24 protein-coding genes are annotated in these 25,620 nt (G+C 61.7%); 10 read left to right on the top strand and 14 right to left on the bottom strand.

Annotated features, from left to right (window positions below):
• Positions 1–111 precede the first annotated feature (111 nt).
• Positions 112–1,038, bottom strand: coding sequence for an alpha/beta fold hydrolase (locus tag AC1RBR_RS16715; RefSeq protein ID WP_456020095.1), 927 nt, complete (start codon positions 1,036–1,038; stop codon positions 112–114).
• A 22-nt stretch (positions 1,039–1,060) separates the two neighbouring features.
• Positions 1,061–2,512, bottom strand: coding sequence for a flavin-containing monooxygenase (locus tag AC1RBR_RS16710; RefSeq protein ID WP_492565630.1), 1,452 nt, complete (start codon positions 2,510–2,512; stop codon positions 1,061–1,063).
• A gap of 190 nt (positions 2,513–2,702) precedes the next feature.
• Between AC1RBR_RS16710 and AC1RBR_RS16705 the strand changes: the two genes are divergently transcribed.
• Positions 2,703–3,776: a diguanylate cyclase gene (locus AC1RBR_RS16705; RefSeq protein WP_492565629.1), complete on the top strand. Its 1,074-nt coding sequence runs from the start codon at positions 2,703–2,705 to the stop codon at positions 3,774–3,776.
• A gap of 210 nt (positions 3,777–3,986) precedes the next feature.
• Positions 3,987–5,222: a M20/M25/M40 family metallo-hydrolase gene (locus tag AC1RBR_RS16700; RefSeq protein ID WP_492565628.1), complete on the top strand. Its 1,236-nt coding sequence runs from the start codon at positions 3,987–3,989 to the stop codon at positions 5,220–5,222.
• A gap of 553 nt (positions 5,223–5,775) precedes the next feature.
• Here the strand turns inward: AC1RBR_RS16700 and AC1RBR_RS16695 are convergent.
• The 8 genes from AC1RBR_RS16695 to AC1RBR_RS16660 all read right to left on the bottom strand — a co-directional run bounded on the left by AC1RBR_RS16695 (position 5,776) and on the right by AC1RBR_RS16660 (position 14,064).
• Positions 5,776–6,645: an isocitrate lyase/PEP mutase family protein gene (locus AC1RBR_RS16695; protein ID WP_007968750.1), complete on the bottom strand. Its 870-nt coding sequence runs from the start codon at positions 6,643–6,645 to the stop codon at positions 5,776–5,778.
• A 185-nt stretch (positions 6,646–6,830) separates the two neighbouring features.
• Positions 6,831–7,865: an arginine N-succinyltransferase gene (astA, locus tag AC1RBR_RS16690; protein WP_492565627.1), complete on the bottom strand. Its 1,035-nt coding sequence runs from the start codon at positions 7,863–7,865 to the stop codon at positions 6,831–6,833.
• A gap of 61 nt (positions 7,866–7,926) precedes the next feature.
• Complete coding sequence (locus AC1RBR_RS16685) at positions 7,927–8,943, bottom strand: arginine N-succinyltransferase (protein ID WP_492565626.1); 1,017 nt, start codon at positions 8,941–8,943, stop codon at positions 7,927–7,929.
• A gap of 119 nt (positions 8,944–9,062) precedes the next feature.
• Positions 9,063–10,412 (bottom strand): APC family permease, encoded by a 1,350-nt coding sequence (locus AC1RBR_RS16680; RefSeq protein WP_095136623.1) that lies wholly within the window; start codon positions 10,410–10,412, stop codon positions 9,063–9,065.
• Between the two features lie 86 nt (positions 10,413–10,498).
• Positions 10,499–11,251, bottom strand: a complete 753-nt coding sequence (locus AC1RBR_RS16675; RefSeq protein WP_492565624.1) for an N-formylglutamate amidohydrolase — start codon at positions 11,249–11,251, stop codon at positions 10,499–10,501.
• On the bottom strand, positions 11,235–12,566 hold the full coding sequence (locus AC1RBR_RS16670) for a type I glutamate--ammonia ligase (protein ID WP_492565623.1): 1,332 nt from the start codon (positions 12,564–12,566) through the stop codon (positions 11,235–11,237). The genes AC1RBR_RS16675 and AC1RBR_RS16670 overlap by 17 nt, the downstream gene beginning before the upstream one ends.
• On the bottom strand, positions 12,563–13,207 hold the full coding sequence (locus AC1RBR_RS16665; protein WP_047601825.1) for a cysteine hydrolase family protein: 645 nt from the start codon (positions 13,205–13,207) through the stop codon (positions 12,563–12,565). Before AC1RBR_RS16665 ends, AC1RBR_RS16670 begins: the two co-directional genes overlap by 4 nt.
• Positions 13,208–13,209: 2 nt before the next feature.
• A complete protein-coding gene (locus tag AC1RBR_RS16660) occupies positions 13,210–14,064 on the bottom strand; it encodes a MurR/RpiR family transcriptional regulator (protein ID WP_095136620.1) in 855 nt (284 codons plus the stop codon).
• Positions 14,065–14,400: 336 nt separating this feature from the next.
• Between AC1RBR_RS16660 and AC1RBR_RS16655 the strand changes: the two genes are divergently transcribed.
• Together AC1RBR_RS16655 and cobF are read left to right on the top strand one after the other, a co-directional pair.
• Entirely contained in the window at positions 14,401–14,970 is a 570-nt protein-coding gene (locus AC1RBR_RS16655) for a histidine phosphatase family protein (RefSeq protein ID WP_492565621.1), read from the top strand.
• Positions 14,970–15,725, top strand: coding sequence for a precorrin-6A synthase (deacetylating) (gene cobF / locus AC1RBR_RS16650; protein ID WP_492565619.1), 756 nt, complete (start codon positions 14,970–14,972; stop codon positions 15,723–15,725). The genes AC1RBR_RS16655 and cobF overlap by 1 nt, the downstream gene beginning before the upstream one ends.
• A gap of 108 nt (positions 15,726–15,833) precedes the next feature.
• Here cobF and ftrA read toward each other — a convergent pair whose 3' ends face one another.
• Positions 15,834–16,808 carry a transcriptional regulator FtrA gene (gene ftrA, locus AC1RBR_RS16645; protein WP_492565617.1) on the bottom strand — a complete coding sequence of 325 codons (975 nt, stop codon included), beginning with the start codon at positions 16,806–16,808 and terminating at the stop codon, positions 15,834–15,836.
• Between the two features lie 102 nt (positions 16,809–16,910).
• Between ftrA and AC1RBR_RS16640 the strand changes: the two genes are divergently transcribed.
• From AC1RBR_RS16640 to AC1RBR_RS16625, 4 genes are all read left to right on the top strand, one after another.
• Positions 16,911–17,339, top strand: a complete 429-nt coding sequence (locus tag AC1RBR_RS16640; RefSeq protein WP_247842448.1) for a rhodanese-like domain-containing protein — start codon at positions 16,911–16,913, stop codon at positions 17,337–17,339.
• Positions 17,340–17,657: 318 nt separating this feature from the next.
• Positions 17,658–18,437: an ABC transporter substrate-binding protein gene (locus AC1RBR_RS16635; RefSeq protein WP_095136615.1), complete on the top strand. Its 780-nt coding sequence runs from the start codon at positions 17,658–17,660 to the stop codon at positions 18,435–18,437.
• Positions 18,438–18,635: 198 nt separating this feature from the next.
• Complete coding sequence (locus tag AC1RBR_RS16630; RefSeq protein WP_492565615.1) at positions 18,636–19,748, top strand: succinylglutamate desuccinylase/aspartoacylase family protein; 1,113 nt, start codon at positions 18,636–18,638, stop codon at positions 19,746–19,748.
• 170 nt (positions 19,749–19,918) lie between these two features.
• Positions 19,919–20,635: an alpha/beta hydrolase gene (locus tag AC1RBR_RS16625; protein ID WP_492565613.1), complete on the top strand. Its 717-nt coding sequence runs from the start codon at positions 19,919–19,921 to the stop codon at positions 20,633–20,635.
• Between the two features lie 3 nt (positions 20,636–20,638).
• Here the strand turns inward: AC1RBR_RS16625 and AC1RBR_RS16620 are convergent, their stop codons facing one another.
• Together AC1RBR_RS16620 and AC1RBR_RS16615 are read right to left on the bottom strand one after the other, a co-directional pair.
• The gene (locus AC1RBR_RS16620; RefSeq protein WP_481394633.1) at positions 20,639–21,205 is read right to left on the bottom strand and encodes a DcrB/PsbP domain-containing protein; all 567 of its coding nucleotides are present in this window, start codon (positions 21,203–21,205) and stop codon (positions 20,639–20,641) included.
• 75 nt (positions 21,206–21,280) lie between these two features.
• The gene (locus tag AC1RBR_RS16615; RefSeq protein ID WP_492565611.1) at positions 21,281–22,075 is read right to left on the bottom strand and encodes a hypothetical protein; all 795 of its coding nucleotides are present in this window, start codon (positions 22,073–22,075) and stop codon (positions 21,281–21,283) included.
• A gap of 131 nt (positions 22,076–22,206) precedes the next feature.
• On the opposite strand from AC1RBR_RS16615, the gene AC1RBR_RS16610 reads away from it, so the two are divergent.
• Positions 22,207–22,743: a chalcone isomerase family protein gene (locus tag AC1RBR_RS16610; RefSeq protein WP_492565609.1), complete on the top strand. Its 537-nt coding sequence runs from the start codon at positions 22,207–22,209 to the stop codon at positions 22,741–22,743.
• Positions 22,744–22,907: 164 nt separating this feature from the next.
• The gene (locus tag AC1RBR_RS16605) at positions 22,908–24,206 is read left to right on the top strand and encodes an Nramp family divalent metal transporter (RefSeq protein ID WP_492567252.1); all 1,299 of its coding nucleotides are present in this window, start codon (positions 22,908–22,910) and stop codon (positions 24,204–24,206) included.
• Between the two features lie 226 nt (positions 24,207–24,432).
• Here the strand turns inward: AC1RBR_RS16605 and AC1RBR_RS16600 are convergent, their stop codons facing one another.
• The gene (locus tag AC1RBR_RS16600; RefSeq protein WP_481394636.1) at positions 24,433–25,614 is read right to left on the bottom strand and encodes an acetyl-CoA C-acetyltransferase; all 1,182 of its coding nucleotides are present in this window, start codon (positions 25,612–25,614) and stop codon (positions 24,433–24,435) included.
• Positions 25,615–25,620 lie beyond the last annotated feature (6 nt).

The following is a 25,620-nucleotide window of genomic DNA, read 5'->3' as shown; positions in this document are numbered from 1 at the left end:
CAGACCTGAGATCGATACTGTGGCGAGGCAGGCTAGTCGCATGCGCTGGAGCAGGGCCGCTTCGCGCCCCAGCGGGAGCAAGCTCCCTCGCCACAGTGCCAGCGGTGGGTTTCATCGCTGATTGCCCAGAAACTCCCGATACAACCGCGCGGTGCTCCCCGGTTGTTCAACCATCGGCATGTGCCCGACGCCATCCCACACCTCGACCCGCAGATTGGCGATGCCCTTGCTCCAGATCGGCACGCTGCTGACGTCGATCAAGCGGTCCTTGCGGCCCCACAGCAGCAGCGCCGGGCACTTGATGTCTGCGAGTTTCGGCTCCATCGGCGGGCTGGCGCGAAAGTCGCGGAAGATCTCTTCCAGCTCATCGCGCTGGCGTTCGTATCGCTGGGCGATGGCGTCCAGCACCAGTCCGGGCACCCAGGGTGGCGAGGCCATGGTCATCGCATAAAACTGGCGAAACTCTTCCCGGGAGTTGATCAGAAACGGGTTATGTCCACGGGCCAGATGGCGTTCCATGTCGCTGGCCTGCGGCGCGGTGACGCCGGCCGGGTCGATCAGTGCCACCGAGGCAATCCGCTCCGGATAGGTCGCTGCCAGCCACGCCGCGATGTAGCCGCCCATCGAGTTGCCGATCACATGGACTTTCTCCACGCCGCAGACGTCGAGCAGCTGGATCATGCGCTTGGCCTGCAACGCAATGTCGTAGCCGCCACCGGCCTTGAAGCCGGTTTCCCCATGGCCGGCGATGTCCGGAATGATCACCCGGTACTGGCGGACAAAGTGCCTGGCGAAGCGCAGCCACAGATTTTTCTCGGCGCTGTAGCCGTGCAGCATCAGGATCGCGCTGGCCGCCTCATAGGGGCCTCCCTGCCAGGTCGAGACGGTCATTTCGGCAATCGGTACCTCGATTTTGTGCAACTTGTACAACTTGGCCTCGAGCGCCGTGCTCAGGTCGTACAGCAAATGGCCGACCGCCGGGTAACTCAACCAGCTCCAGGCCACGAAAACCGCGAGAGCGACAAACAGCACAAGCATCGACGTCTTCCTTTTACGTTGTTCAGGACAGAATGTGGTCAGCCGGTTTCAGCGCCCGGGTCAACCGGTAGTAGCTGAAACTGAAGCCGGGAAATATCGCGATCACATGACCGCTCTTGCTCTGATACCAACTGTGACAGCCGCCGGACTTCCACACCGTGCGTTCCATCTCACGGTGGATCATTGCAGTGTAGGTACGTTCCGCGTCGGGGCGCACTTCGATGCTGCGCCGGCCTTTTGACTGCAGCGTGTGGATGCAGTCGAGGATGTAGTTCATCTGCGCTTCGATGATGAACAGCGCCGAGGTATGCCCGATGCCGGTGTTGGGGCCGGTGACGATAAACAGGTTGGGAAAGTCCGGCAGGCTGGTGCCCAGATAGGCGCGTGGGTACTCGCTCCAGACATCCTTGAGCTGCACGCCCTGACGGCCGGTGACCGGGTAGGAGACCACGCCGTCGGTGGCGTCGTAGCCGGTCGACCAGACAATCAGGTCGACCTCAATGTGCTGGCCGTCGGTGGTGGTGATGCCGGTTTCGTCGATTTCGGCGATGCCTTGTTCGCGGCTGTGCAGCGTGACGTTGGGCCGGGTCAGCGCCGGGTAATAGGTGCTGGAAAGCAGGACGCGCTTGCAGCCGATAGTGAAGTCCGGAGTGAGTTTTGCGCGTAGAACCGGGTCCGGCACCTGCTGTTTGAGAAAGCGCAGGGCCTGACGCTGGACCAGATGAATCGCCGGTTTCGAATATTTGAAGGCGATGACCCGGGTTTCGAATTGCCAGTAGAGCAGCCAGCGCAGCAGCTTGTAGGCCGGTTTCACCCCCAGCAACCAGCGCTGGAACGGCCCGAACCTGCGATCGGCGCGCGGCAGCACCCAATGTGGTGTGCGCTGGAACACGTGCAATCGCTCGACTTCTGGAGCAATCGTCGGAATCACCTGCGCGGCACTGGCGCCGCTGCCGACGATGGCCACACGTTTACCGCGGTAGTCGTAGCTGTGATCCCAGTTGTTGGTATGAAAAGTCTTGCCCTGAAAGCGATCCAGGCCGGGGAAGGGTGGGATCACCGGTTGGCTCAATGGGCCGGAGGCGTTGATCACGAACTGAGCGTAGAAAATCCCCTTGCTGGTATGCACCGCCCAGCGCTGTTCGGCGTCGTCCCATTCGATGCGTTCGACGTTGGTTTGCAGCTCCACGCGCTCGCGCAGGCCAAAGCGCTCGATGACATGTTCGGTGTATTGGTGCAGTTCAGCCTGGGCGGCGAACATCTGCGTCCAGCGGTACGGCGCGAAGGACAGCGAGTACAGCGGCGACGGCACATCCACCGCCGCGCCGGGGTAGGTGTTCTGGCACCAGGTGCCGCCGAGGAAGTCGCGTCTTTCCAGCAGGCGAAAATCGTCGATACCGGCCTTGAGCAAATTGACCGCCGCACATTGGCCGCCAAATCCGCTGCCGATGATCAACACTCGGTACGTCTGCATGGGCTTCCTTCTTATAGTCGTTTTTCCGTTTTCGTCCTTTCAGGTATAGCTAAATATTTGCACTGTGCGCGACGGCGATGGCGCGGTATTCAGCGGCTGACCGGTGATGGCTATTTAACGGCTGCCTGTTAGACTTCCAGCACATCGGTCTGACGGTGTGCGCAGGTTCCGTTGAGTGGTCGAGGCCCTTATGCGAAACAAGGGGGGAAAGGGACTTTCATTGGCCAGGAGGCTTTATACATCGCGAACCCTCGGGCTGGTGCTGGGGCTGTTGTGTGTGAGCGCGGCGATGTACCCGCTCGACCCGCCGTTGTGGGCCTGGGCGCTGATGCTGGTCAACGGCTTGGTCTGGCCGCACCTGGCGTTTCAATGGGCCCGTCGCTCCAGGGTTCCCTATCATGCGGAACACCGCAATCTGTTGATCGACGCGTTTATGGGCGGCTTCTGGGTCGCCGCCATGCATTTCAATCCGCTGCCCAGTGCCACCACCGTCTCGATGATGGCGATGAACAACGTCGCCATCGGCGGTATGCGTTTTCTCGCGGCGGGCCTGGCCGCGCAGATCCTCGGCATTGGCTTCGGCCTGGTGGTGTTCGCCCCGGCGTTCATCCCGCAGACCTCACCGTTGCAGCTCTATGCGTGCCTGCCGTTGCTGATGCTGTACCCGTTGGCGCTGGGCTGGATCTGCTTTCGCCAGGCCTACACGCTTGGCCTGCACAAACGTGAGCTACTGGCGCTGAGCCGCACCGACAGCCTCACCGGTCTGCTCAATCACGGTGCCTGGAAGGATCAACTGGAAGTCGAGTTTCAGCGTTGTCGCCGACAGAAGCAGGGCGCAGCGATTGCGTTGATCGACATCGACCACTTCAAAGCAATCAACGACACCTACGGCCACGTGGCTGGCGACATCGTGCTGCGCCAGTTGAGCAAGATGCTCAAGCAAAACCTGCGCGCCGCAGACGTGGCCGGGCGTTACGGTGGTGACGAGTTCTGCGTGATTTTACCGGACCTGCCGCTGTTCAACGCCGCGCAGGCGATGGAAGCCTTGCGCGAACGTTTCGCCACCCTCGGTTACGAACAGAACCCGGCGCTCAAGGTCAGCCTGAGTATCGGTCTGGCGGCATACGATCCGGCGCATGGCGACGCGACCCGTTGGCTCAATGATGCGGATCAGGCGCTGTACGAGGCCAAGGCCACCGGGCGCAATCGGGTGATCTGCAACAGTGATGATCTGCCGAAGCAGGAAGTGCTCGATTCGGTCTGACCGCCCAGCACAATTTCCTCTGTAGGAGTGAGCCTGCTCGCGATAGCGTTATATCGGTCAACACCCGCGGTACTGATAGATTGCTATCGCGAGCAGGCTCGCTCCTACAGGTGTTCGGTGTCGGCCGCAGAGATGTCGCATCCGGTATAGAGCCTTGCGTCGATGTCAGGTACGGTTCAATTCCCCCCGACGCGAAACAAGGATCGATTCATGACGTTCTCATTTTCCCGCTCGCTGCTGGCCGCCAGTCTCGGCCTGTCCCTCGTCCTCAGCTCCTCCAGCGCCTTCGCCGAACCGCACAAGCAAGTGCTGGCGGATGCCGAGCAGTATCAGCCCGAAGCCCTGAAACTGCTGGAAAGGCTGGTCAACATCGACTCTGGTTCCGGTTATGAACCCGGCCTCAAGCAAGTCAGCGAGATCGCCATCGACGAGTTGAAAAAACTCGGCGCAACCATCGAACTGGTGCCCAACACCCCGGAAAAATCCAATCACGTGCTGGCCACTTTCAAAGGCACCGGCAAGGCGAAAATCCTCTTGATGGCGCACATGGACACGGTGTTCAAGGAAGGCTCCGCCGCCGAGCGCCCGTTCCACATCAAGGACGGCCGCGCCTACGGGCCTGGGGTGATGGACGACAAGGGCGGCATCGTCGCCGGGATCTACGCGTTGAAAATTCTGAAGAACCTCGACTTCAAGGACTACGCGCAGATCACCTTCCTGCTCGACGCCAGCGAGGAAACCGGCTCCGACGTCGCCACTGACCTGATCAAGAAAACCGCCAAGGCTCATGACGTGACCCTCAACCTCGAACCTGGGCGTCCGGCCGATGGGCTGGTGGTGTGGCGCAAAGGCAGCGCGACGGCATTGGTCGAGGTTAAAGGCAAGGCGGCGCATGCCGGGGTCGCGCCGGAATTGGGGCGGAACGCGGCGATGGAAGCGGCGCACCAGATTCTGCAACTGGGCAAACTCGGCGACGAAGCGAAGAAAACCACGATCAACTTCACCGTGCTCCAGGCCGGTGATCGCACCAACGTGATCCCGGATCACGCCACGGCCAAGGCTGACGTGCGTGCGGCGGTGCCGGAAGAGTTCGACCGGATCGAGAAAGATCTGGCGCGAGTGTCGCAGGACAAGCTGATCGCTGAATCCGAAGTTACCACCAGCCTCAAACGCGGGCTGCCACCGATGCCGCAGACGGCGGAGTCGGATCGCTTGATGGCCATGGCGCAAGGGATTTACGGCGAGATCGGCCGCAAGCTGACCGAAGAGGGCAGCGGTGGTGCGGCGGATGCCAGCCTGTCTGCCGGCGTGGGCACCCCGACGCTGGACGGCTTCGGAATTGTCGGCGGCAATATTCATACGCCGGAGGAATACGCCGAAGTGGCGAGCGTGACGCCGCGGATCTATCTGTTGTCGCGGATGATCATGGAGTTGGCCAAACGCTGACTCCCTCGGTTTGGCGGAGCTGCAACTGACGCCTTCGCGAGCAAGCCCGCTCCCACAGTGGATTTGTGCCGAACATCAATGCTGTGTTCACTGAAGATCCACTGTGGGAGCGGGCTTGCTCGCGAAGGCGGCGGGTCAGGCTAAATGGGTGTTGAATGTGCCGACGTCATCGCGAGCAGGCTCACCCCTACATGGGTTCTGTGTTCAACACCCATGCTGTGTTCACTGAAGATCCACTGTGGGAGCGGGCTTGCTCGCGAAGGCGGCGGGTCAGGCTAAATGGGTGTTGAATGTGCCGACGTCATCGCGAGCAGGCTCACTCCTACATGGGATCTGTGTCGAACACCAAAGCTGTGTTCACTGAAGATCCACTGTGGGAGCGGGCTTGCTCGCGAAGGCGGCGGGTCAGGCTAAATGGGTGTTGAATGTGCCGACGTCATCGCGAGCAGGCTCACTCCTACATGGGATCTGTGTCGAACACCAATGCTGTGTTCACTGAAAGATCCACTGTGGGAGCGGGCTTGCTCGCGAAGGGGCCAGACCTGACCGCAGATTATTCCTTGACGCTCATGTATTCCTTCGCCCACAGGATGTAATCCTCAGGCTGGGTGTAGGTGTGCGTCAGTTCGGTGGCGCTCAGGTCCGAGGCCTGGGTGAAGATCTGGCGTTGTTCGCGCAGGCTGTCGTAGGTGGCCTTGATCGCGGCGAAGTACGCACCGTGGCCATCGATGGTCACGCGTACGCCGAGTTCGGCCAGGCGCTTGTCGTCGCGCAGTGCCGGGTTGCCATAGGTTACCAGCATCAGCGGCACCGTCAGGTGTTCGGCAATTTGCTCAAGCTGATCGAAGTCCTGCACCCCGACCATGCAGATGCCGTCGGCACCGGCGGCCTGGTATTGCTTGGTGCGGCTGATGATTTCCTGATTCGGCAGAATCCCCGCGTTGGTGCGGGCGATGATCGCCATTTCCGAATCGACCCGGGCTTCCAGCGCCGCGCGGATCTTGCCGACGCCTTCGGCGACCGAGATCAGGTCGGTGGATTTGCGACCGAATTGTGCTGGCAGCAGGGTGTCTTCGATGGTCAGGGCGGCGACGCCGGCGCGCTCCAGTTCGACGATGGTGCGCATCACGTTGAGGGCGTTGCCGTAGCCGTGGTCGGCGTCGGCGATCACTGGCAGCTGAGCGACGCGGCCGATGCGGGTGGCCTGTTCAGCGAATTCGCTGAGGGTGATCAGGGCAAAGTCGGGGGCGCCCAGCACCTGCAACGAGGCCACGGAGCCGCCGAGGATCCCCACCTCAAAACCCAGGTCGGCGGCAATGCGCGCGGACATCGGGTCGAACACCGAGGCGGTGTGGTAGCAGGTGTCGGAAGCCAGCAATTGACGGAAGTTACGGCGCAAATCTTGATGGGAAAGCCTGGTCATACGAGTTCCACCAATACAAAGGAATGGAACGGCTTGAGCAAAGGTGTCAACGCCGAAGAATGAAAAGGCTATCACGCGAATGGGTCAAGGTTCATGACGAATTTGCGCGTGAGGCGTTGATGACGGATCCAATGGCTGAAAGGTTTCATCGGCAGTCAGCGGATGTTCAGTGGCAAAACCGCAGATCAGGCCGCTACCGCCTGTTGCTGTTGCCTGGGCAGCAGCACGGCGCGTACCGAATTGCCCGGCTGCAGTTGCAGGCGCTTGGCGGTCAGGCGGTCGACCACCAGGGCATTGCCGACCAGACGACCAGGCGCCACGGTGATGCGGCAGTTCTCCAGGCGCCGGTTGTGGATCAACCACAACGGTGCCTGATCGTCCGGCGTGCCGAGACTCAGGGTCAGCGCCAGGCTGTCGCGTACAGTACGAATGCTGCCGATCGGTGCTTCGATCACCGGGCCGCCGTCGAAGATGTCGATGTAGCCCTTATGTACAAACCCTTCTTCACGCAGGATCTTCAGCGCCGGCTCGGTATTGGGGTGCGGCTGGCCGATGGCCGCCTGTGCCTGTTCGGTAAGCATGCAGGTGTACAACGGCTGGCGCGGCATCAGTTCGGCGATGAACGACTTGTTGCCCAGCCCCGACAAGTGGTCGGCATGGCTGAAGTCCATCTGGAAGAAATGCCGGCCCAGACTGTCCCAGAACGGCGAGCAGCCGAGTTCATCGGCACTGCCGCGCAGCTCGGCGATCATCTTCTCGCCAAACAGTTGCGGAAATTCGGCCACGAACAGCAGCCGCCCGAGCGACAGCAGCCGGCCATTGTTGCCATGGCGTTGCTCATGCTGGAGGAACAGTGAACACAGTTCCGACTGGCCGGTCAGCTCGTTATTGAGAAACAGTGTGGGGATCTGCCGCGAAATACCGAGATCCGGTGCCGAACTCACGGTCAGGACGACCCGGTAGTTGTACCACGGCTCGCGCAGGCCCACCGCCCCGGTCAGGGCGCTGACGCCGACCACTCGCAGGTCATCATCTTCAAGCACGAACAGATAATCGGCGTCGGCCCGTTCCACTTGGCCGGAGAACGCGCGCTGGGCCCAACGCACCCGGTGGGCGAGGCGATCTTCATTGGCCGGCAGGGTGGTGAACCCCGGGCCGGCCTGTTGCACCAGGGTCATCAGCGCTGGCAGGTCGCTGACTTTGACCGGACGGACGATCATGCGGTAACTCCTTGTACGCGCCGGTTCGGGCACTGTCGTTGGGTATGCAACCGGGCGCGATTCACAGGGCGGTCAGCCTGATCGTACTGCCATCGGTGACCTTCAGCGCCGCGCACAGGTTCGGCGTCAGCGACAGCGGTTGATCGGGCTGGTAATCCAGTTCGGCGACGATGGCCCGGAAACCGTGCAGTGCGTCGTTGCTCAGCAGGTAACGGCCACGGGCGTCGATTTGCGCTTGCTGGCGCACTGTGGCGGTCTGGCTGTGGGCAATCGAACGAATATTCGCGGTGCGCGCATACAGGGTCGGGCCGGCGTCGAACAGGTCGATGTAGCTGTTGGTTTCAAAGCCTTCGCGTTCGAGGATGTCGAACGCTTCCTGACCGTCCGGATGAATCCGGCCGATGCATTCCTGTGCTGCCGGGGGCAGCATCGGCACGTAAATCGGGTATTGCGGCATCAGTTCGGCGAGGAAGGTGCGGCTTTGCAGGCCGCACAGGCGCTCGGCCTCGACGTAGGGCAGGTCGAAGAAGTGCTTGCCCAGAGCGTCCCAGAACGGCGAATGACCGTTCTCGTCGCTGTAGCCGACGATTTCGGTGATCACCGCATCGGCGAAACGTGCTGCGTGGGCGGCGATGAACAGCAGTCGCGCCCGCGACAGCAATTCGGAAAAGGCGCTGCGCACCAGCGCGTTGTCGATGTGAAACCCGCGCAACAGCGTGTGTCCGCTGAGGTCGTGACACAGCGACAGCGCCGGTACCCCGTGTTCGATATTCAGTTCCCGCGAGGCACTGGTGAAGTGGCGGTTGCGCAGGCTGTAGAACGGTTCGTTGAAACCGGCTGTGGCGAGGATCTCCGAGCAGCCGACCAGCCGCTGAGTGTCGAGATCTTCCAGGACGAAGAAGTAGTTCTCCGGGCCTTGCGCCTGAATGTCGTTGTCGAACGAGGCACAGGACCCGGCGATTTTTTCGCGCAGGCGCTCGCTGTCGTCCGGCAACGACGTGACGCCGACCAGGCTGTCGCGGGCCAGTTGCTGCAATTGCGGCAGGTCGGTTGTCTCGACTGGGCGTAAGACCAGCATGGATGCACTCCTGTATCAAAGGGTCCGGTGTTCCCCACCGAACCTGACTATCACTGTCGGTTGCCACGCTTTAAAGCGGCGGTCGCCTGATTTGATGTCAGACGCCGCTCTTTTTCTTGTCAGCCATTGCTCGGGTCAGGCAGCGCGGTGCTGGCGCCGAGCTTGTTCAGGAAGAACAGGTACACCAGACCCAGCGCGATCCAGATCAGGCCGAGTTTCTGCGCATCGACGCCCATGTTGTACATGATGGCGGCGACGATGATGAAGCCGATCACCGGGCAGATCAGATGGCGTACGACCTGACCGGACTTCTGCCGACGCCAGTAGTAGTTGATCACTGTCAGGTGCAGCAGCATGAAACCGCTGAGGGCACCGAAGTTGACCAGCGAGGTCAGGGTGTCGACCGAATTGATGAACAGGTAGCAGATCACCAGCGACAGCACCGCCACCAGATAAATGCTCAGGTACGGGGTGTTGTGCTTCGGGTGCACCTTGGCCAGCACTTTTGGCAACTTGCCATCGCGGGCCATGCCGAACAGCAGGCGCGACACGGCGGCTTGCGAGGTGATCGCCACGGCGACGCCCCAGGCCAACGCCGTGGCGACACCGGTCAGGGTCGCCAGCCAGCTGCCAGCCGCGATTTCGGCAATTTCATAGAACGCGGTGTCGGCGGACTTGAAGCCCATGCCGGCGGCCAGATCGGTGGCGATCCAGGTCTGTACGACGAAAATCACGCCCATCACCACCAGAGTGATCAGCGCTGCGCGGCCGACGCTTTTGCCCGGATCGCCCTTGATTTCTTCGGCGAGGGTCGAGATTGCATCGAAGCCAAGGAACGACAGCACGGCAATCGACACCGCTTGCATCAGCAGGGCGAAGTTGAACGTTTCCGGGTGATACAGCGGCGCCAGGGTCAGCTCGCCGTTGCCGCCGCCGTTGTGCAGGGCGTTCCAGGCGTAGAACAGGAAAATCCCCAACACCACCAGCTGTGCCAGCAGAAAGATGATGTTCATCCGTGCGGTGAAGGTGATGCCGCGCAGGTTGACGAAGGTTGCACTGACCAGGAACGCCAGAATGAAACCGACCTTCGGAATGTCCGGGTACAAATGGTTCAGAGCCATCGCCGCGTAGACGTACAGCAGCGGCGGAATCAGCAGGTAGTCGAGCAGCATCAGCCAGCCGGCGATGAAGCCAACGTGTTGATTGAGGCCGCGTTGCGCATAGGAGTAAACCGAGCCTGCGACCGGAAACGCCTTGGCCATGCTGCCGTAGCTCAGCGCGGTGAACAGCATCGCGACCATGCCGATGATGTAGGCCAGCGGCACCATCCCGGGCGCCTCGGCATTCACGTAGCCATACACGCCAAACGGGGCGATGGGGATCATGAAGATCATCCCGTACACCACCAGATCGGTCAGTGTCAGGCTACGTTTCAACTCCTGTTTGTAGCCGAACTCTTCTATTTCCATGAAGCTCAACTCCTTGTCAGCCTATCCAGCATTTTTAGTTGTTATGTCGATCCATCGTTACCGCGTCAGCAGTCTTGCAGCATTGTTTACAGCAGCGGCGCCAGGCGCTCGGCCCACAGCGATACCGCTTCGGGGTTGCGCAGCAGATCGTTGCGCACCTCGATCAGCACCGATTCCAGTCCCCGGGCATCGCCGTGCACCGGCACCGTCATGTCGCCCAGCGGATCAACCCGATACGGCTGGTTGCCCGCGACCTGCAGCGAGTGCTCGGCCAAACCGTCGAGCAGGCGCTGGGCGTACGCTTTGGACTGACCGAACAGCACGCCGATTTCCAGTGGTCGTGGCTGGCCGTAGTACACCGGGGTAAAACTGTGAATCCCCACTACCCGCACCGCCTGGCCTTGTGCGACGCGCTGGTCGATCAGGGTCTGCAGCCGGGCGTGAAACGGTTTGAACAGGGTCTGGCGCCGGTATTCGCGAGTGGCTTCGTCCAGCTCGCGGTTGCCCGGCACCTGATAAATCTCGCTCTGCGCCGGAATGCTGTCGGGGGCATGCCGTGGCCGATTGAGGTCGATCAGCAGCCGTGAATAGTTGGCGCTCAACAGTGTCGCGCCGAGTGTCTCCGAGAGCTTTTCGGCCAGTTGCAGTGCGCCGATGTCCCAAGCGATGTGCTCGCGCGCGGCTGCATCGTCCAGGCCCAGATTCTTCAGGGCCTCGGGGATATAGCGGCTGGCGTGCTCGCACACCAGGATCAACGGATGCGATGAATCTTCGCGACTCAGGTTGTAGACCGGGCGGGTGTACAACCCCAGCTCGGCGGATTCAGTACAGGCGTGCATAGTGCTCACACAGGTCAGCGGGCGAGAGCTGTTCCGTCAGCGCCAGTTCCTCGGTTTTAAGGGCGTGGTAAGTGTCGAGCAACGGCTTGGGCAGCCATTGATTGAAGGCTGCACTGTCACGCAGGCAATCCAGCGCCTGGGCCAGCGAGGCGGGCAGGGCCACAATGCCCCGGGCCTTGCGTTGCTCGTCGTTGAGAGAATCGGGAATTTCATCGGTGATCGCGTTCAGCGCCAGACGCTGCTCGATACCCAGCCGTCCGGCGATCAGCAGCGCGGCCATCGCCAGATGCGGCGAGGCGGTGGCGTCCATGGCGCGGAACTCCAGGTTGTACTGCGCCGCCACGGATTTGCCGCCGAGGCTGACGGTCGGGCAGATGCGCAGCGCTGCTTCGCGGTTCTGCTGCCCCAGACACGCGTAGGACGCGCTCCAGTGGTGCGGCTGCAAACGCTCGTACGACACCGGTGTCGGCGCGGTGAACGCACACAGCGCCGGCAAGTAATGCAGGATCCCCGCAGCCCAATGCTGGCCGAGCGTCGACAGACCGTTGCTGGTGCCGGCGTCGTAAAGCAGCGGCAGACCTTGCAGGTCGAGCAGGCTGACGTGCAGGTGCACGCCGTTGCACACTGCGTCAGCCTTGGTTTTCGGCGCGAAGCTGACGTCGACGCCCATTTGCCGGGCGATTTCGCGGGTGATCTCGCGCACGTTGACCGCACGATCCGCCGCCGCCACGCCGAGGGTCGGCCGGCAGGTAATTTCGTATTGGTGCTTGCCGTACTCGGGCAGGAACATTTCCGGCTCAACGCCACCCGCGCGCAGCGCGCTGAGCAGCCAGCCGCCGAACTCGGCCCCCTGACGCTGGGCTTCGAGGGAAAACGCCAGATGCTCGGCAAAACCGGCATGCAGATTGAATTCGTGTTCGAACGCCGCGTTGACCTGCAAGCCGAGGTCGTCGCGGTAGCGTTCGATTTCATCGCGCAACAACGTGCGCGGGCAAGCGCTCCACGGCCGGCCATCGGTCTCGCGGATGTCGCCGTGGATAAAGTCCAGCGCCGGTGCTGCGGCGTCCGGGCCATTACCGACCGTGACGCGGCTGCTCAAATCCGGAATCAGCCGCAAATCACCATAGGCGCCCCACGGGTTGGTCGAGGCAATGATGTCCTGCGGGGTCAACGCGCTATTGGCCGGCACCCAGCCGCACCCGGCCGCTTGATAATGATCCAGCTGATCGGTGGGAAACGAGCGGCCACGGGTGATGCCGATCAGGTCGGTGGTGACGATGGTGGTCATCGGCAACGGCGTCAGGCGCTCGCTCATGGGCGCATCTCCTGCAAGCGGCCGAGCACGGTTTGCGTGTCGCTGATCCAGCAGTAGCCCTTGATCGCGTTGAGGCAGGCGTCATGCCGCGCCGGGGTGTAAGTAGCGCAGGCGTCTTCGACCAGTGTCACCAGATAGCCACGGTCGGCGGCATCCCGTACGGCCATGTCGACGCACTGGTCGGTGACGATGCCGGCGATGATCAGGTGGCGGGTTTCGAGGTTGCGCAGCACGTAATCGATGTTGGTCGAGTTGAACACCCCGGACGAGGTTTTCGGCAACACGATCTCGTTTTCCACCGGCGTCAGGTCGTCGATGATCCGCGCCTGTTGACTGCCCTTGGGCAGGTGCATGTCCGACAGTTTGTGATCCAGCGAGCGGTCGCGACCGTCGGCGGTCAGGCTTTCGATGATGGTGTGCAGCACGTTCTGCCGCGTTTCGCGAAAGGCACTGAGCAAACGGCGCTGGTTGGGCACCACCTGCATGTGCGCGCGGGTCAGGAAATACTCGGCGTCCGGGCCGTTCAGGTGCGGGTCGAACTGCGGTTCGAGCCAGGCACGCTGCATGTCTACCAGCAACAGCGCGGTGTGGCCGGTGACAAATGGCAAGTCCCGCGGCGAGCGGTGGGGAAGACTGAACATCCTTATTTATCCTCCAGCAGATGGGTGTTGAAGTCGTTGCGCAGGGCGTCGATGCCTTCCAGGCGATCGGCCAGATCGGGGCTGCGCAGGGTCAGGCAGGCAATCAGCGCCTCGACCTGGGCCAGCGCCGGCACCATGGTGTCGAACGGCGAGGCCGATTCCACCGGGGCGCTGATGATCAGGTCAGCCAGTTCGCGCAGCGGCGAGGCGTAGATGTCGGTGAACAACACCACCCGCGCGCTGTTACTTTTTGCCGCCGAGGCCACCCGCAGGGCCTGGGACTGATAGCGCCGATAGTCGAACAGCAGCACCACGTCCTGGCGTTGCAGATCGAACAGGCGATCCGGCAGTTGCGCGTTGTCTTCCAGGGCAAAGCAGCCGGGTCGCAGCAGGCGCAAGTGATTGAGCAGGTAGTTGGCCATCAGGCTGCTGAAGCGCCCGCCGAAGCAGTAGATCTGGTGCCGTGTATCGAGCAGCCAGTCGAGCAGAATGCGCACGTCTTCGGGTTGCGTCAGAACCTGGGTTTCCACCAGCAGGCGTTGGCTGTCAGCCAGATAATGGCCCCAGGCATCGTCTTTATTGAGGTGCGAGCGTGGCTGCAACAGGGTGCGCGGCGAACGCAGGCGGTGATCCATGTCGCTGAGCAGGGCGTCCTGAAATTCGGCATAACCGCCAAATCCGAGCTTCTTCACCAGCCGCACGATGGTCGGATCGCTGACGCCGGCGTGTTCGGCCAGACGCGCCATCGGACCCAGTCCGTTGCGTGGATACTGATCGAGCAGGGCGCGAATCACTTTGCGCTCCGACGGCGTCAGTTCCAGGCCGGGGTCGGTGATCAAGTCTCTGAGAGGGGGCATCCGGGCTCCTGCTGGATGAAGGGGGGGGGTGTTGAATTCGTTTCACAATCCGTTAAAACAGTATTTATGTAACTCAGGTTACATGTCTAGTGAATTTTTAGCGTGGGCGATTCGACGTTTAAATAAGGTCAGAGTCCTGTGTAACAGGGGCTACACCTTAGTCTGTGGCTCTTGTAGGCCATTGCCTCTAGACGTGTCAGACATTGCCGCTTTTTCTACTGCAGAGTACTGAGCTGGAAGCTGACGAGATCCCCTGAAACACCCGGGTTACGGCACAATTGCCACAAGACCGGCGATTTGCCGCCGATTCAGTTGATGCTCATCGAGTGAAATCCTGTGCAGTCCACCCGTTTGACTTTGATTTGCCACGCGCGAACCGTCGCACAGAAATTGTCGCGCTTTCCTACGAACGAGCCTGTTGAAAATTCGCCATTGGCGGCCGGCGCGTTCGCCGCGAAATTCAGCGGTGCCAGCCGTTTGTTGTGCGGGCCGGAATTGCGTACGCGCCAGACCGCCGAATGGTTCGGTGCGGCGCCACAAGTGGACGAAGCGCTGCGCGACTGCGATTGGGGGCGCTGGCACGGGCAAGCAATCAAGGATCTGCAGGTGCGCGAGGCCGAGGCTTTGCAAGCGTGGATCAGTGATCCGCAGGCGGCACCCCATGGTGGCGAGTCGGTAATGCAGTTGAGCGAACGCGTGGCGGCATGGCTGACCAGTCTGCAAGGCGTTCCGGGGCACATCGTCGCCGTCACCCATCCGTTTGTGGTGCGTGCGGCGCTGATGGAGGTGGTACAGGGCGCGGCGTTCAACGCGATTGATGTTGAACCGCTGTCAGTGGTTGAACTGCGGTTCAACGGCATCTGGCGGCTACGCTTGGCGGGTATCGATCTTGCGGGAGCACTGTGATGAAACGACTGTTGGTCATCGGCATCGGCGCCGGAAATCCCGACTACATCACCATGCAGGCGGTGAAGGCGCTGAATCAGGTCGACGTGTTCTTTCTGATGGACAAAGGCCCGAGCAAGGACAAACTGATCGATCTGCGGCGCGACATCTGTGCGCGCTACATCACCGACCCTGGGTATCGCTTCGTCGAAGCCCACAGCCCGGAGCGCGAGCGCGGCGAAGTGGATTACACCCGCGCGGTCGATGATCTGAACCGCGCCAAGCAGGAAACCTTCGAACAACTGATCAAAGAAGAATTGGCTGACGAGCAGTGCGGCGGATTCCTCGTGTGGGGCGACCCGGCGCTGTACGACAGCACCGTTCGTATCCTGCAGGCGATTCTCGCGTCGGGCCGCTGTGCTTTCGAGTTTGAAGTGATCCCCGGGATAACCAGCGTTCAGGCGTTGGCGGCGCAGCATAAAGTGCCGTTGAACAGCATTGGCCGGTCAATTGAAATCACCACTGGCCGGCGTCTGGCGGCAGGGCAGGTGAGTGACACGGACAGCCTGGTGGTGATGCTCGATGCGGAAGATTCCTACCGCCATGTGGCGGATCCGCAGACCGAGATTTACTGGGGGGCCTATCTGGGCACGCCGGATGAGATTCTGATCAGCGGCAAGCTCAAGGATGTGGCAGCTGAGATCGAGCGGGTGCGCAAGGCTGCCCGGGCCGAGCATGGGTGGATCATGGATACCTATCTGTTGCGCAAGCCGTAGGTTTTTTGTGGCTGGACTGGCCTCTTCGCGAGCAAGCTCGCTCCCACAGGGGGGCCCATTTCAAATGTGGGAGCGAGCTTGCTCGCGAAGGGGGTCATCACAGTCAACTCAAGAAATAGCCTTGACCCCACGCCCAAACCGCTCCCGATACACCGACGGCGGCACCCCGACCACGCTGCGAAACGCCACGCGAAAACTTTCCACCGAGCGATAACCGCAGCGCTGGGCGATCTGCTCGGTGTTATGCACGCTGCTCTCCAGTAATTCCCGCGCCCGGGCCAGCCGCTCGTGTTGCAGCCACGCTTTGGGCGATTGCCCGCTGGCCTCGGTGAAACGGCGCAGAAAGGTGCGCTCGCTCATCGCCGCTTCGCTGGCCAGATCGCGCACTTCCAGCGGTTGATGCAGACGCTCGCGGGCCCACTGCATCACCCGCGACAAGTCGTTACGGGGTGTCGCGCTGACCGGCGTCGGGATGAACTGCGCCTGACCACCAGTGCGTTGCGGCGACATCACCAAGCGCCGGGCTACTGAATTGGCGACCTGAGTGCCGAAGTCCCGTGCCAGCAGATGCAGGCAGGCATCGATCCCGGCGGCGCTGCCCGCCGAGGTGATCAACTGGCCGGAGTCGACGTAAAGCACATCCGGATCAACCGCAATCGCCGGAAAGCGTCGCGCCAGTTCATCGGTGTAGCGCCAGTGCGTGGTCGCACCGTGACCGTCGAGCAAGCCACTGGCGGCCAGCACAAACACCCCGGAGCAGATCGACAGCAACCGCGCACCCTGTGCGTGGGCCTGTCGCAAGGCGTCGATCAGTGCCGGTGGCACCGGGGCCTCGCGGTCGCGCCAACCGGGAATGATGATGGTGCGCGCCTGTGCCAGCAGCTCCAGGCCACCATCGGCCAATACGTGAATCCCGCCCATGGCGCGCATCGGCCCTTGATCGACGGCGACGATGCGGTGCTCGTACCACGGGAAATCGAACTCCGGCCGGGGCAGGCCGAAAATCTCCACGGCAATGCCGAATTCGAAGGTACAGAGACCGTCGTAGGCCAGAATCGCGACCAATCCAGGTGAGTCAGGCATTTGGCGGAAAATTCCCGGTGAGTGTCTTGCGCGCCACTGTAGCGCCAAGTGCCGGCCCGATAAAGTCTGCTCACACCCCAACAGATGAAGGAGCCACACAACATGACCAGCCTGGTTCGCGACATTCCTGCCGCACCGTCGGCCATTGCCCTGATGCATTTCAGCAACCGTCTGACGTTTGAAACCGATTGTTCTGACGTGTACAGCAGCCAGGAGGCCGGTGAAGTCGATTTTGTCCTGGTCGATGTGCGCGGCCCTTTGGCGTTCGAGCGCGGTCACGTGCCGGGCGCGATCAACATTCCGACGCGCTTGCTGACCGCCGAGGGCTTGGCGGAGTATTCGACGAGCACGTTGTTCGTGGTCTATTGCGCTGGCCCGCACTGCAACGGCGCCAACAAGGCTGCGGTGAAATTGGCGGCGTTGGGTTACCCGGTCAAGGAGATGATCGGCGGCGTGACCGGGTGGCTGGATGAGGGTTTTTCGCTGAGCGTCGAACAGCCCGCCAAAACCCCCATCGCGTGCGAATGCTGAAAATGCTTTTGTAGGATCTGCCGCAGGCTGCGATCTTTTGCTCTTTAAAGTCAAAAGATCGCAGCCTGCGGCAGCTCCTACATGAGCAATAGATACTCTTTTTGAGGATTTGTCCTACAGCATTTGCACCATGTCGGCGCACCGTTGATCCCGGTCAACGCGCGCGCCGATTTTCTGTAAGTATTTGTCGCCTAAACACAATTTGCCCTGTGCGCGCCGCCATAGACTGCCGTCCACTTCGGTTTTTGCTGCTCAATGGCCATGACCGAATGCCAATCGAAAGCTGCCAATAAAAACCTCCGCACACAGGAGTAATAAATGAAGAAGCTAGTGATGTTCGGTGCCCTGGCACTGTCGATGTTGTCCCTCACCGCTGTGGCCGAAGACGCCAAGCCGATCCGCATTGGTATTGAAGCCGGTTACCCTCCATTCTCGATGAAAACCCCTGACGGCAAACTCGCCGGTTTCGACGTCGATATCGGCGATGCCCTGTGCGCGCAGATGAAAGTCAAATGTACTTGGGTTGAGCAAGAGTTCGATGGCCTGATTCCGGCACTCAAAGTGAAGAAGATCGATGCGATCCTGTCCTCGATGACCATTACGGATGACCGCAAGAAAAACGTCGATTTCACCATCAAGTACTATCACACCCCGGCACGTTTCGTGATGAAGGAAGGCTCGGGTGTCAAAGACCCGCTGACCGAGCTCAAGGGTAAGAAAGTCGGCGTGCTGCGCGCCAGTACCCACGACCGTTATGCCACTGAAGTGCTGGTTCCGGCCGGGATCGATCTGGTGCGTTACGGCTCGCAACAGGAAGCTAACCTTGACATGGTCTCCGGTCGTATCGACGCGATGCTGGCCGACTCGGTCAACCTCAGCGACGGTTTCCTGAAGACCGACGCCGGCAAAGGCTTCGAATTCGTCGGCCCGACCTACGAAGACGCCAAGTACTTCGGCGGCGGCGCGGGCATCGCGGTGCGCAAGGGCGATACCGAGCTGGCCGAGAAATTCAACAAGGCCATCACCGAAATCCGCGCCAATGGCGAGTACAAGAAAGTCCAGGACAAGTACTTCGACTTTGACGTGTACGGCCATTAATACGCCGTAGAAAAAGTGGCCCCGTTTGCGCGGTGGCCACTTTTTTTGTGCTCTGATTCATAGGAGAACCCTGTAGGAGTGAGCCTGCTCGCGATAGCGGTTTAACATTCAGCCGCTCTAGTGCCTGGCACACCGCTATCGCGAGCAGGCTCACTCCTACAGGGGATCTGCGTGATCCAGCCATTCAGGAGTTTTCCCATGCAACGCATCGACCATGTCCTGCCCTGGAGCCATCTTGGCAGCGAACGTTCCCTCAGCGTTTTCCGTTACGGCGCCGGCAGCCGCAAGGTGTACATCCAGGCCAGCCTGCACGCCGACGAGCTGCCGGGCATGCGCACGGCGTGGGAACTCAAGCAACGCCTCAACGCGCTGGAACAGCAGGGCCGTCTGCAAGGTGTGATCGAGCTGGTGCCGGTGGCCAATCCGATCGGCCTCGACCAGCACCTGCAAGGCAGTCACATGGGGCGCTTCGAGCTGGGCAGCGGCAAGAATTTCAACCGCTCGTTTGTCGAACTCAGCGCGCCCGTCGCGGCGCGCATCGGCGAGCAACTGGGCAGCGATGCCGAGGCCAACATCGCCTTGATCCGCCAGACCATGGGTCAGGTGCTTGATGAGCTGCCAGCCCCGGCCTCGCAACTCGAAGCGCTGCACCGCTTGCTGCTGCGCCACGCCTGCGATGCCGACATCACCCTCGACCTGCATTGCGATTTCGACGCGGCTATTCACATTTACGCATTGCCGCAACACTGGCCGCGCTGGCAATCGCTGGCGGCACGACTGAAGGCCGGCGTGGCCTTGCTGTGCGAAGACTCCGGTGGCAGTTCGTTCGACGAATCGTGTTCGTCACCGTGGCTGCGTCTGGCGCGAGCGTTTCCAAACGCGGCGATTCCCCCGGCCAACCTCGCCACCACCCTGGAACTGGGCAGCATGGGCGACACCCGGGTTGATCAGGCGCAGGCCAATTGCGAGGCGATTCTGGGGTTTCTCGCCGAACAGGGTTTCATCAGCGGCGAATGGCCGGCGGCACCGAGCGAGTGCTGCGAAGGCATGCCGTTCGAAGGCACCGAATATCTGTTCGCCCCGCACCATGGCGTGGTCAGTTTCCTGCGCAATGCCGGGGAGTGGGTCGAGCGGGGCGACGCGCTGTTCGAGGTGGTGGACCCGTTGAATGACCGCCTCACCACTGTTTGTGCCGGCACCAGCGGCGTGTTGTTTGCGATCGATCGTGGGCGTTACACCCAGCCGGGGATCTGGCAGGCCAAGGTGGCGGGGCGCGAGCCGATTCGGGTGGGCAAGCTGATCAACGACTGACAGATTTCCTTGGATTTTCCGGCCACATCGCGAGCAGGCTCACTCCTACATTTGGAATGCGTTGTCCCTGTAGGAGTGAGCCTGCTCGCGATAGCGGTCTCGCCAGCACCACACTCTTCAGAGAGTGTTAGGCTCACCGACGAACCCGACACTCTGTGAAGGAAGGCTTTATGTTGAAGGCGTTTGCCCTGTTAACCCTCCTGGCGTCCAGCGCCGTCCACGCGCAAATCACGCTGCAAAGCGACTTGCCACTGAAATACATCGAACAGGTCCACCCGGACGCGAACACCCGGCCGCTGGTGATTTTTCTGCACGGCTACGGCAGTAACGAAGCCGATCTGATCGGCATGAAGTTCCAGTTGCCGGCGCAGTACAACTACCTGTCGGTGCAGGCGCCGCTGGCGTTGGGCGAAGGGCGTTTCCAGTGGTTTCGCAAGAAAGGCGAAGGGGCCTACAACGGTGAAACCGAGGATCTGCACGCCAGCGGCCAGAAGTTGCGGGAGTTTGTCGCGCAGGCGGCGCAGAAATATCACGCCAGCCCGGACAAGGTGTACCTGATCGGTTTCAGTCAGGGCGCGATGATGACCTACGAAGTGGGCCTGCGTCCGCCCGTGGCGGTCGGCGGCATCGCAGCGTTGAGCGGACGCCTGTTGCCGGTGTTGAAAGCCGAGCTCAAGGCCGAGCAGCAACCGTTGCCGCTGCACATTTTCATCGGTCACGGCACCGCCGATGATCGAGTGCCGTACCGCGACGGCACCGAGGCCAATGCGCTGCTGCAGAAACTCGCCTACAGCCCCGAGTTTCACGCCTATCCCGGTGTCGGCCACAGCATCAGTGCGGCCGAGCTGCTGGATCTGAATGCCTGGCTGCAGCAACTCAATCCGTAAGGATCACTTGTCCTTGAGGATGGTTTTCACCAGCGCATCGTGACCGCTCTTGTCGCTGGCCCGGGAAATCACCTGGACCAGCGCCATGCGTTTGCCGGAGGCGGCGAGCAGGGTGGTATTCAGTGTCTGGCCGCCGCCCTGAGTGGCGGTGCTGTCGACCTGACGCACGCCGAGGCCGCTGCTTTTCTGGGTCAGACTCTTTTCTGTGAGCTTGTTGAAGTCCGGCAGGGCCTTGCGCTGGTCATCGATGAAACTCGCCAGGCTGCCATCGAGAAATTCGTTGTCGTTATCCTTGACGCTGGCGCCACCGGCGATCTGGTTTTCCGCGGCGATGACCACGGTCTTGGTCGCCTGATTGGTGTACATCGTGCCCTTGGCACCGGTCGGCCCGGCTGGCAGCGGGTCGGCGGTGAAGCCTTTGGGCAGAACGAAGGTGAACTTGCCGTCGAGCATCGACACGTTGTTGGTCGAGGCCTTTTCCTTGGGCTTGGCTGCCTGGGCATTGAGGGCACCGAGAGCGGCGACCGCCGCCAGCAACAGGACGACGGCTTTCTTGCTGAGCAATGACATGTGAATCTCCGAGGGATGGTCGCGCCAGGGCGGCGATGATCCCACGGAGCATGCCCGGCATTCCAGCACGGTTTGTCAGGCGTTTGCGTCAGCCTTGGGCTGGTCGGCCTTTGCCGGGACCGGCCGGGCCAGCAGTTTGCGGGTGACCCCGAGCATCGCCACCGACACTGCGACACCGGCGATGAACCCTTTGAGGCCCAAGCTCGGCAGGGCCAGCGCCGACACCAGGCAAAACGCTGAAAACGAGTACATGCCGGTCGCCGTCGCCCGCAGCAATGCCGCGGTAAACGCTGGGCCACGAGTCTGCTGAGAGAACACCGCCATCACACTGCCAAGCACCGGGAACACCGCGAGCAGGCCGCTCCAGCGCTCGCCCACGGTACTCGCGAGCATCGTCACCAGCAGCGTCAGCGCCGCGCCGGCAATCATCCGCCAGAGCAGTTTGTCCGACTTCGGTGCCGGGCCGTTCAGCACCGGTTGCACGTCGGGGAACAGGTACGGCGCGGCGAGCAGGGCAATGGCTGCCGCCGCGACCGAGAACGTCAGTGACGACGGAATCAGCGACAACCCCAGCGCCAGCAGCGCCCACACCGTGAGGGAAATCGTCAGCGCCCACGGCCAGTTCGCCCGCTGTGCCACCTGCGCGTAGGTAATGCAGAAGGCGATCATGGCGAACATCGCCGACAGCGCCGCAACCGCCGAATGCGCGGCAAACAGCGGCCCCTGTTCGATGGCGAGGAAAAACAGAATCGGCCCGACCACCACCGGCAACCCCGACAGCCACCCGGCCACGCTCGGCCCCCAGCGCTTGCCGGCGAGAGAAATCAGCAGCAGAAAACCGGGGATCAGCAGTAATTTGAGGATCAGCACGCGGGAGGCCTCCGGGGATGGGATGGCCAAGGTAACCGATTGCTGCATTGATCGACAATTTTTGTATACAAAGTGTGCGTGTGATATCCGCTATGCTCTGAAAATCAGGGTTTACCGGAGTCGATGCCGCGATGAGCAAACCATCAAAAGTGATGCGTGGGGTGTGTGGCATTGGCTTGTGGGCGCTGTTGCTGACGCCGACCTGGGCCAACTGGCAGGACGCCGTGCCCGGCGCGCAAATCATCGGCACCGGCGATTTCAGTGTGTTCGGCTTCGACGTCTACAACGCGCGGTTGTGGAGCGCGGCACGTCCGTTGTCCACCGAACAGCCGTTCGCTCTGGAGCTGATCTACCAACGCAAGATCTCCCGTGATGATCTGGTGCAGGCCAGTGTCGATGAAATCAAACGGCTGGCAGGCGCAGGCGTCAGTCCTGCGCAACTGGCCAAGTGGCGAGAACAAATGCAGCAATCGTTCGTCGATGTGCAGGCCGGCACGCGGATTACTGGCGTGTATCTGCCGGGGCAGGGGGCGCGTTTTTTTGTCGGCCAGCAGTTGCAGCATGAAATCGATGATCCGCAGTTTGCCCGGGCGTTTTTCGATATCTGGCTGGATCCGCGTACCCGTAACCCCGAGTTGCGTCAGCAGTTACTGGGTGTGAGTCGGTAAGAGCAAAAGATCGCAGCCTGCGGCAGCTCCTACAGGCTACGCGTTCCAATGTAGGAGCTGCCGCAGGCTGCGATCTTTTGCTCTTCAAGCCTGAAGCTGAAACCTCTAAGCTGCGTCTTTCGAACTTGTTTCTGGATGTGTGCGTGAAATTCAGCTTACCCAAAATCGCCACCGCGCCGTTCTGCCCGCCGGAAGTGGCCGGCAGCGTCGCGGTGGATCCGAGCGCTTCGTTCTTCAAACGCGTGCTGCGTTTTGCCGGGCCAGGCCTGCTGGTGTCGATCGGCTACATGGACCCGGGCAACTGGGCGACTGCCATCGAAGCCGGTTCGCGTTTTGGTTACAGCCTGCTGTTTGTGGTGTTGCTGGCGAGTCTGGCGGGGATGGTCGTGCAGTGCCTGTGCTCGCGGCTGGGCATCGCCACCGGCCGCGATCTGGCGCAATTGTCCCGCGAGCGCTACAGCACCCCGACCGCACGCCTGCAATGGGTGCTGGCGGAAATCTCGATCATCGCCACTGATCTGGCGGAAGTGCTCGGCTGCGCCCTGGCATTTCACTTGTTGCTCGGCTGTTCGCTGACCTTCGGCATTGCCCTGACCGCCTTCGACACGCTGCTGGTGCTGGCCCTGCAGAACCGTGGCTTCCGTCGGCTGGAGGCGATCATGCTGGTGCTGGTGGCGACCATCGGCGTGTGTTTCTTCGTCGAACTGGTGCTGATCAAACCTTACTGGCCGGACGTGTTCGCCGGGTTCAAACCGTCGCTATCGGCGATCAGCGATGCCGCGCCGTTGTACCTGGCAATCGGCATCCTCGGCGCCACGGTGATGCCGCACAATCTCTACCTGCACACTTCGATCGTGCAGACGCGGATGATCGGCAAGGATCTGGCCAGCAAGCAAGACGCGGTGCGCCTGGCGCGCATCGACACCATCGGTTCGCTGGCGCTGGCGCTGCTGGTCAACGCGGCGATTCTGATTCTGGCGGCCGCCGCGTTTCACCAGTCCGGGCATACCGACGTGGTCGACATCCAGGACGCCTACCACCTGCTCGACCCGCTGGTCGGCGGCGCGCTGGCCAGTGTGCTGTTCGGCGTGGCGTTGCTGGCGTCGGGGCAGAGCTCGACGTTCACCGGGACCATCGCCGGGCAAGTGATCATGGAGGGGTATCTGAACCTGCGGATTCCCTGCTGGCAGCGGCGCTTGATCACCCGGGGGCTGGCGTTGATTCCGGCGTTCATCGGCGTGTGGCTGATGGGCGATAACGCGGTGGGCAAACTGCTGGTGCTGAGTCAGGTGGTACTTAGCCTGCAACTGCCATTTGCGCTGTACCCGCTGATCCGCATGACCAGCGACAAGCAACTGATGGGGCCGTTTGTGAATCGGCTGCCGACCCGGGTGCTGGCGTGGGGGCTGTTTGCGGTGATCAGTGGGGCGAATGCGTGGTTGATTTTGCAGATGGCGGTGTGAGCCCTGGTTTTTCTGTTGCCTGAGCTGGCCCCTTCGCGAGCAAGCCCGCTCCCACCCTGGAAAGCATTCCCCTGTGGGAGCGGGCTTGCTCGCGAAGAGGGAGGCCCATTCAAAGAAGATTTTGAATGGGCAAAAAAACACCCGGTGCAGCGTAAGTCGCACCGGGTTTTTTGTTGCCAGCGAGCAGCGGATGTCGTGGATCCGCCGCCCGCTGTGAACTCTTGGGTTAAGCGCGTTCCAGCGCCAGCGCCACACCCTGACCGCCGCCGATGCACAGGGTCGCCAGACCTTTTTTCGCATCACGCTTGATCATTTCGTGCAGCAGCGTCACCAGCACGCGGCAGCCCGACGCACCGATCGGGTGACCGAGGGCGATGGCGCCGCCGTTGACGTTGACCTTGTCCATATCCCATTGCAGATCCTTGGCCACTGCCAGCGATTGCGCAGCGAAGGCTTCGTTGGCTTCGATCAGGTCCAGTTGGCCGATGTTCCAGCCAGCCTTGTCCAGGCAGCGGCGAGTGGCCGAGACCGGGCCGATGCCCATGATTGCCGGGTCAACGCCGGCGTTGGCATACGCGGCGATTTTCGCCAGCACCGGCAGGCCAAGGGCCTTGGCCTTTTCGGCGCTCATCAGGATGACTGCGGCGGCGCCGTCGTTCAGCGACGAAGCATTACCGGCGGTGACGCTGCCGTCCTTCTTGAACGCCGGACGCAGTTTCGCCAGCGATTCGGCGGTGGTGTCGCCACGTGGTTGCTCATCAACCTTGAACGCCACCGGATCACCTTTGCGCTGCGGGATCAGGATCGGGGTGATCTCATCGACAAAGCGCCCGGCTTCGATGGCCGCAGCGGCTTTGCGTTGCGAGGCGGCGGCGAAGGCGTCCTGCTGTTCGCGGCTGATCTCATATTTATCGACCAGATTCTCGGCAGTGATGCCCATGTGGTAATCGTTGAACGCATCCCACAGGCCATCGCTGATCATGGTGTCGACGATTTGCGCGTGACCCATGCGCAGACCGGTGCGTGCGCCCGGCATCACATAGTTGGACAGGCTCATGTTCTCCTGACCGCCGGCGATGATCACCTCGGCATCGCCGCAACGGATCGCTTGTGCGCCCAGGTGCAGGGCTTTCAGGCCCGAGCCGCAGACCTTGTTCAGGGTCATGGCCGGCACGGCGTGGGGCAGGCCGGCCTTGATCGCGGCCTGACGCGCAGGGTTCTGGCCGGCGCCGGCGGTCAGCACCTGGCCCATGATCACTTCATCGACCTGCGCACCGTCCAGACCGGTCTGTTCGAGCAACTGGCGGATCACCGCAGCACCCAGATCCACCGCGGACACGCTGGCCAGCGAACCCTGGAAACTGCCGATCGCGGTGCGGGTGGCGGCAACAATTACGACGTCTTGCATTTTCGA

Source organism: Pseudomonas sp. GW823-FHT01D03 (genome assembly GCF_058798255.1).
Note: the sequence above shows the minus strand (reverse complement) of the source record. Positions and strands in the feature narration are given on the sequence as shown.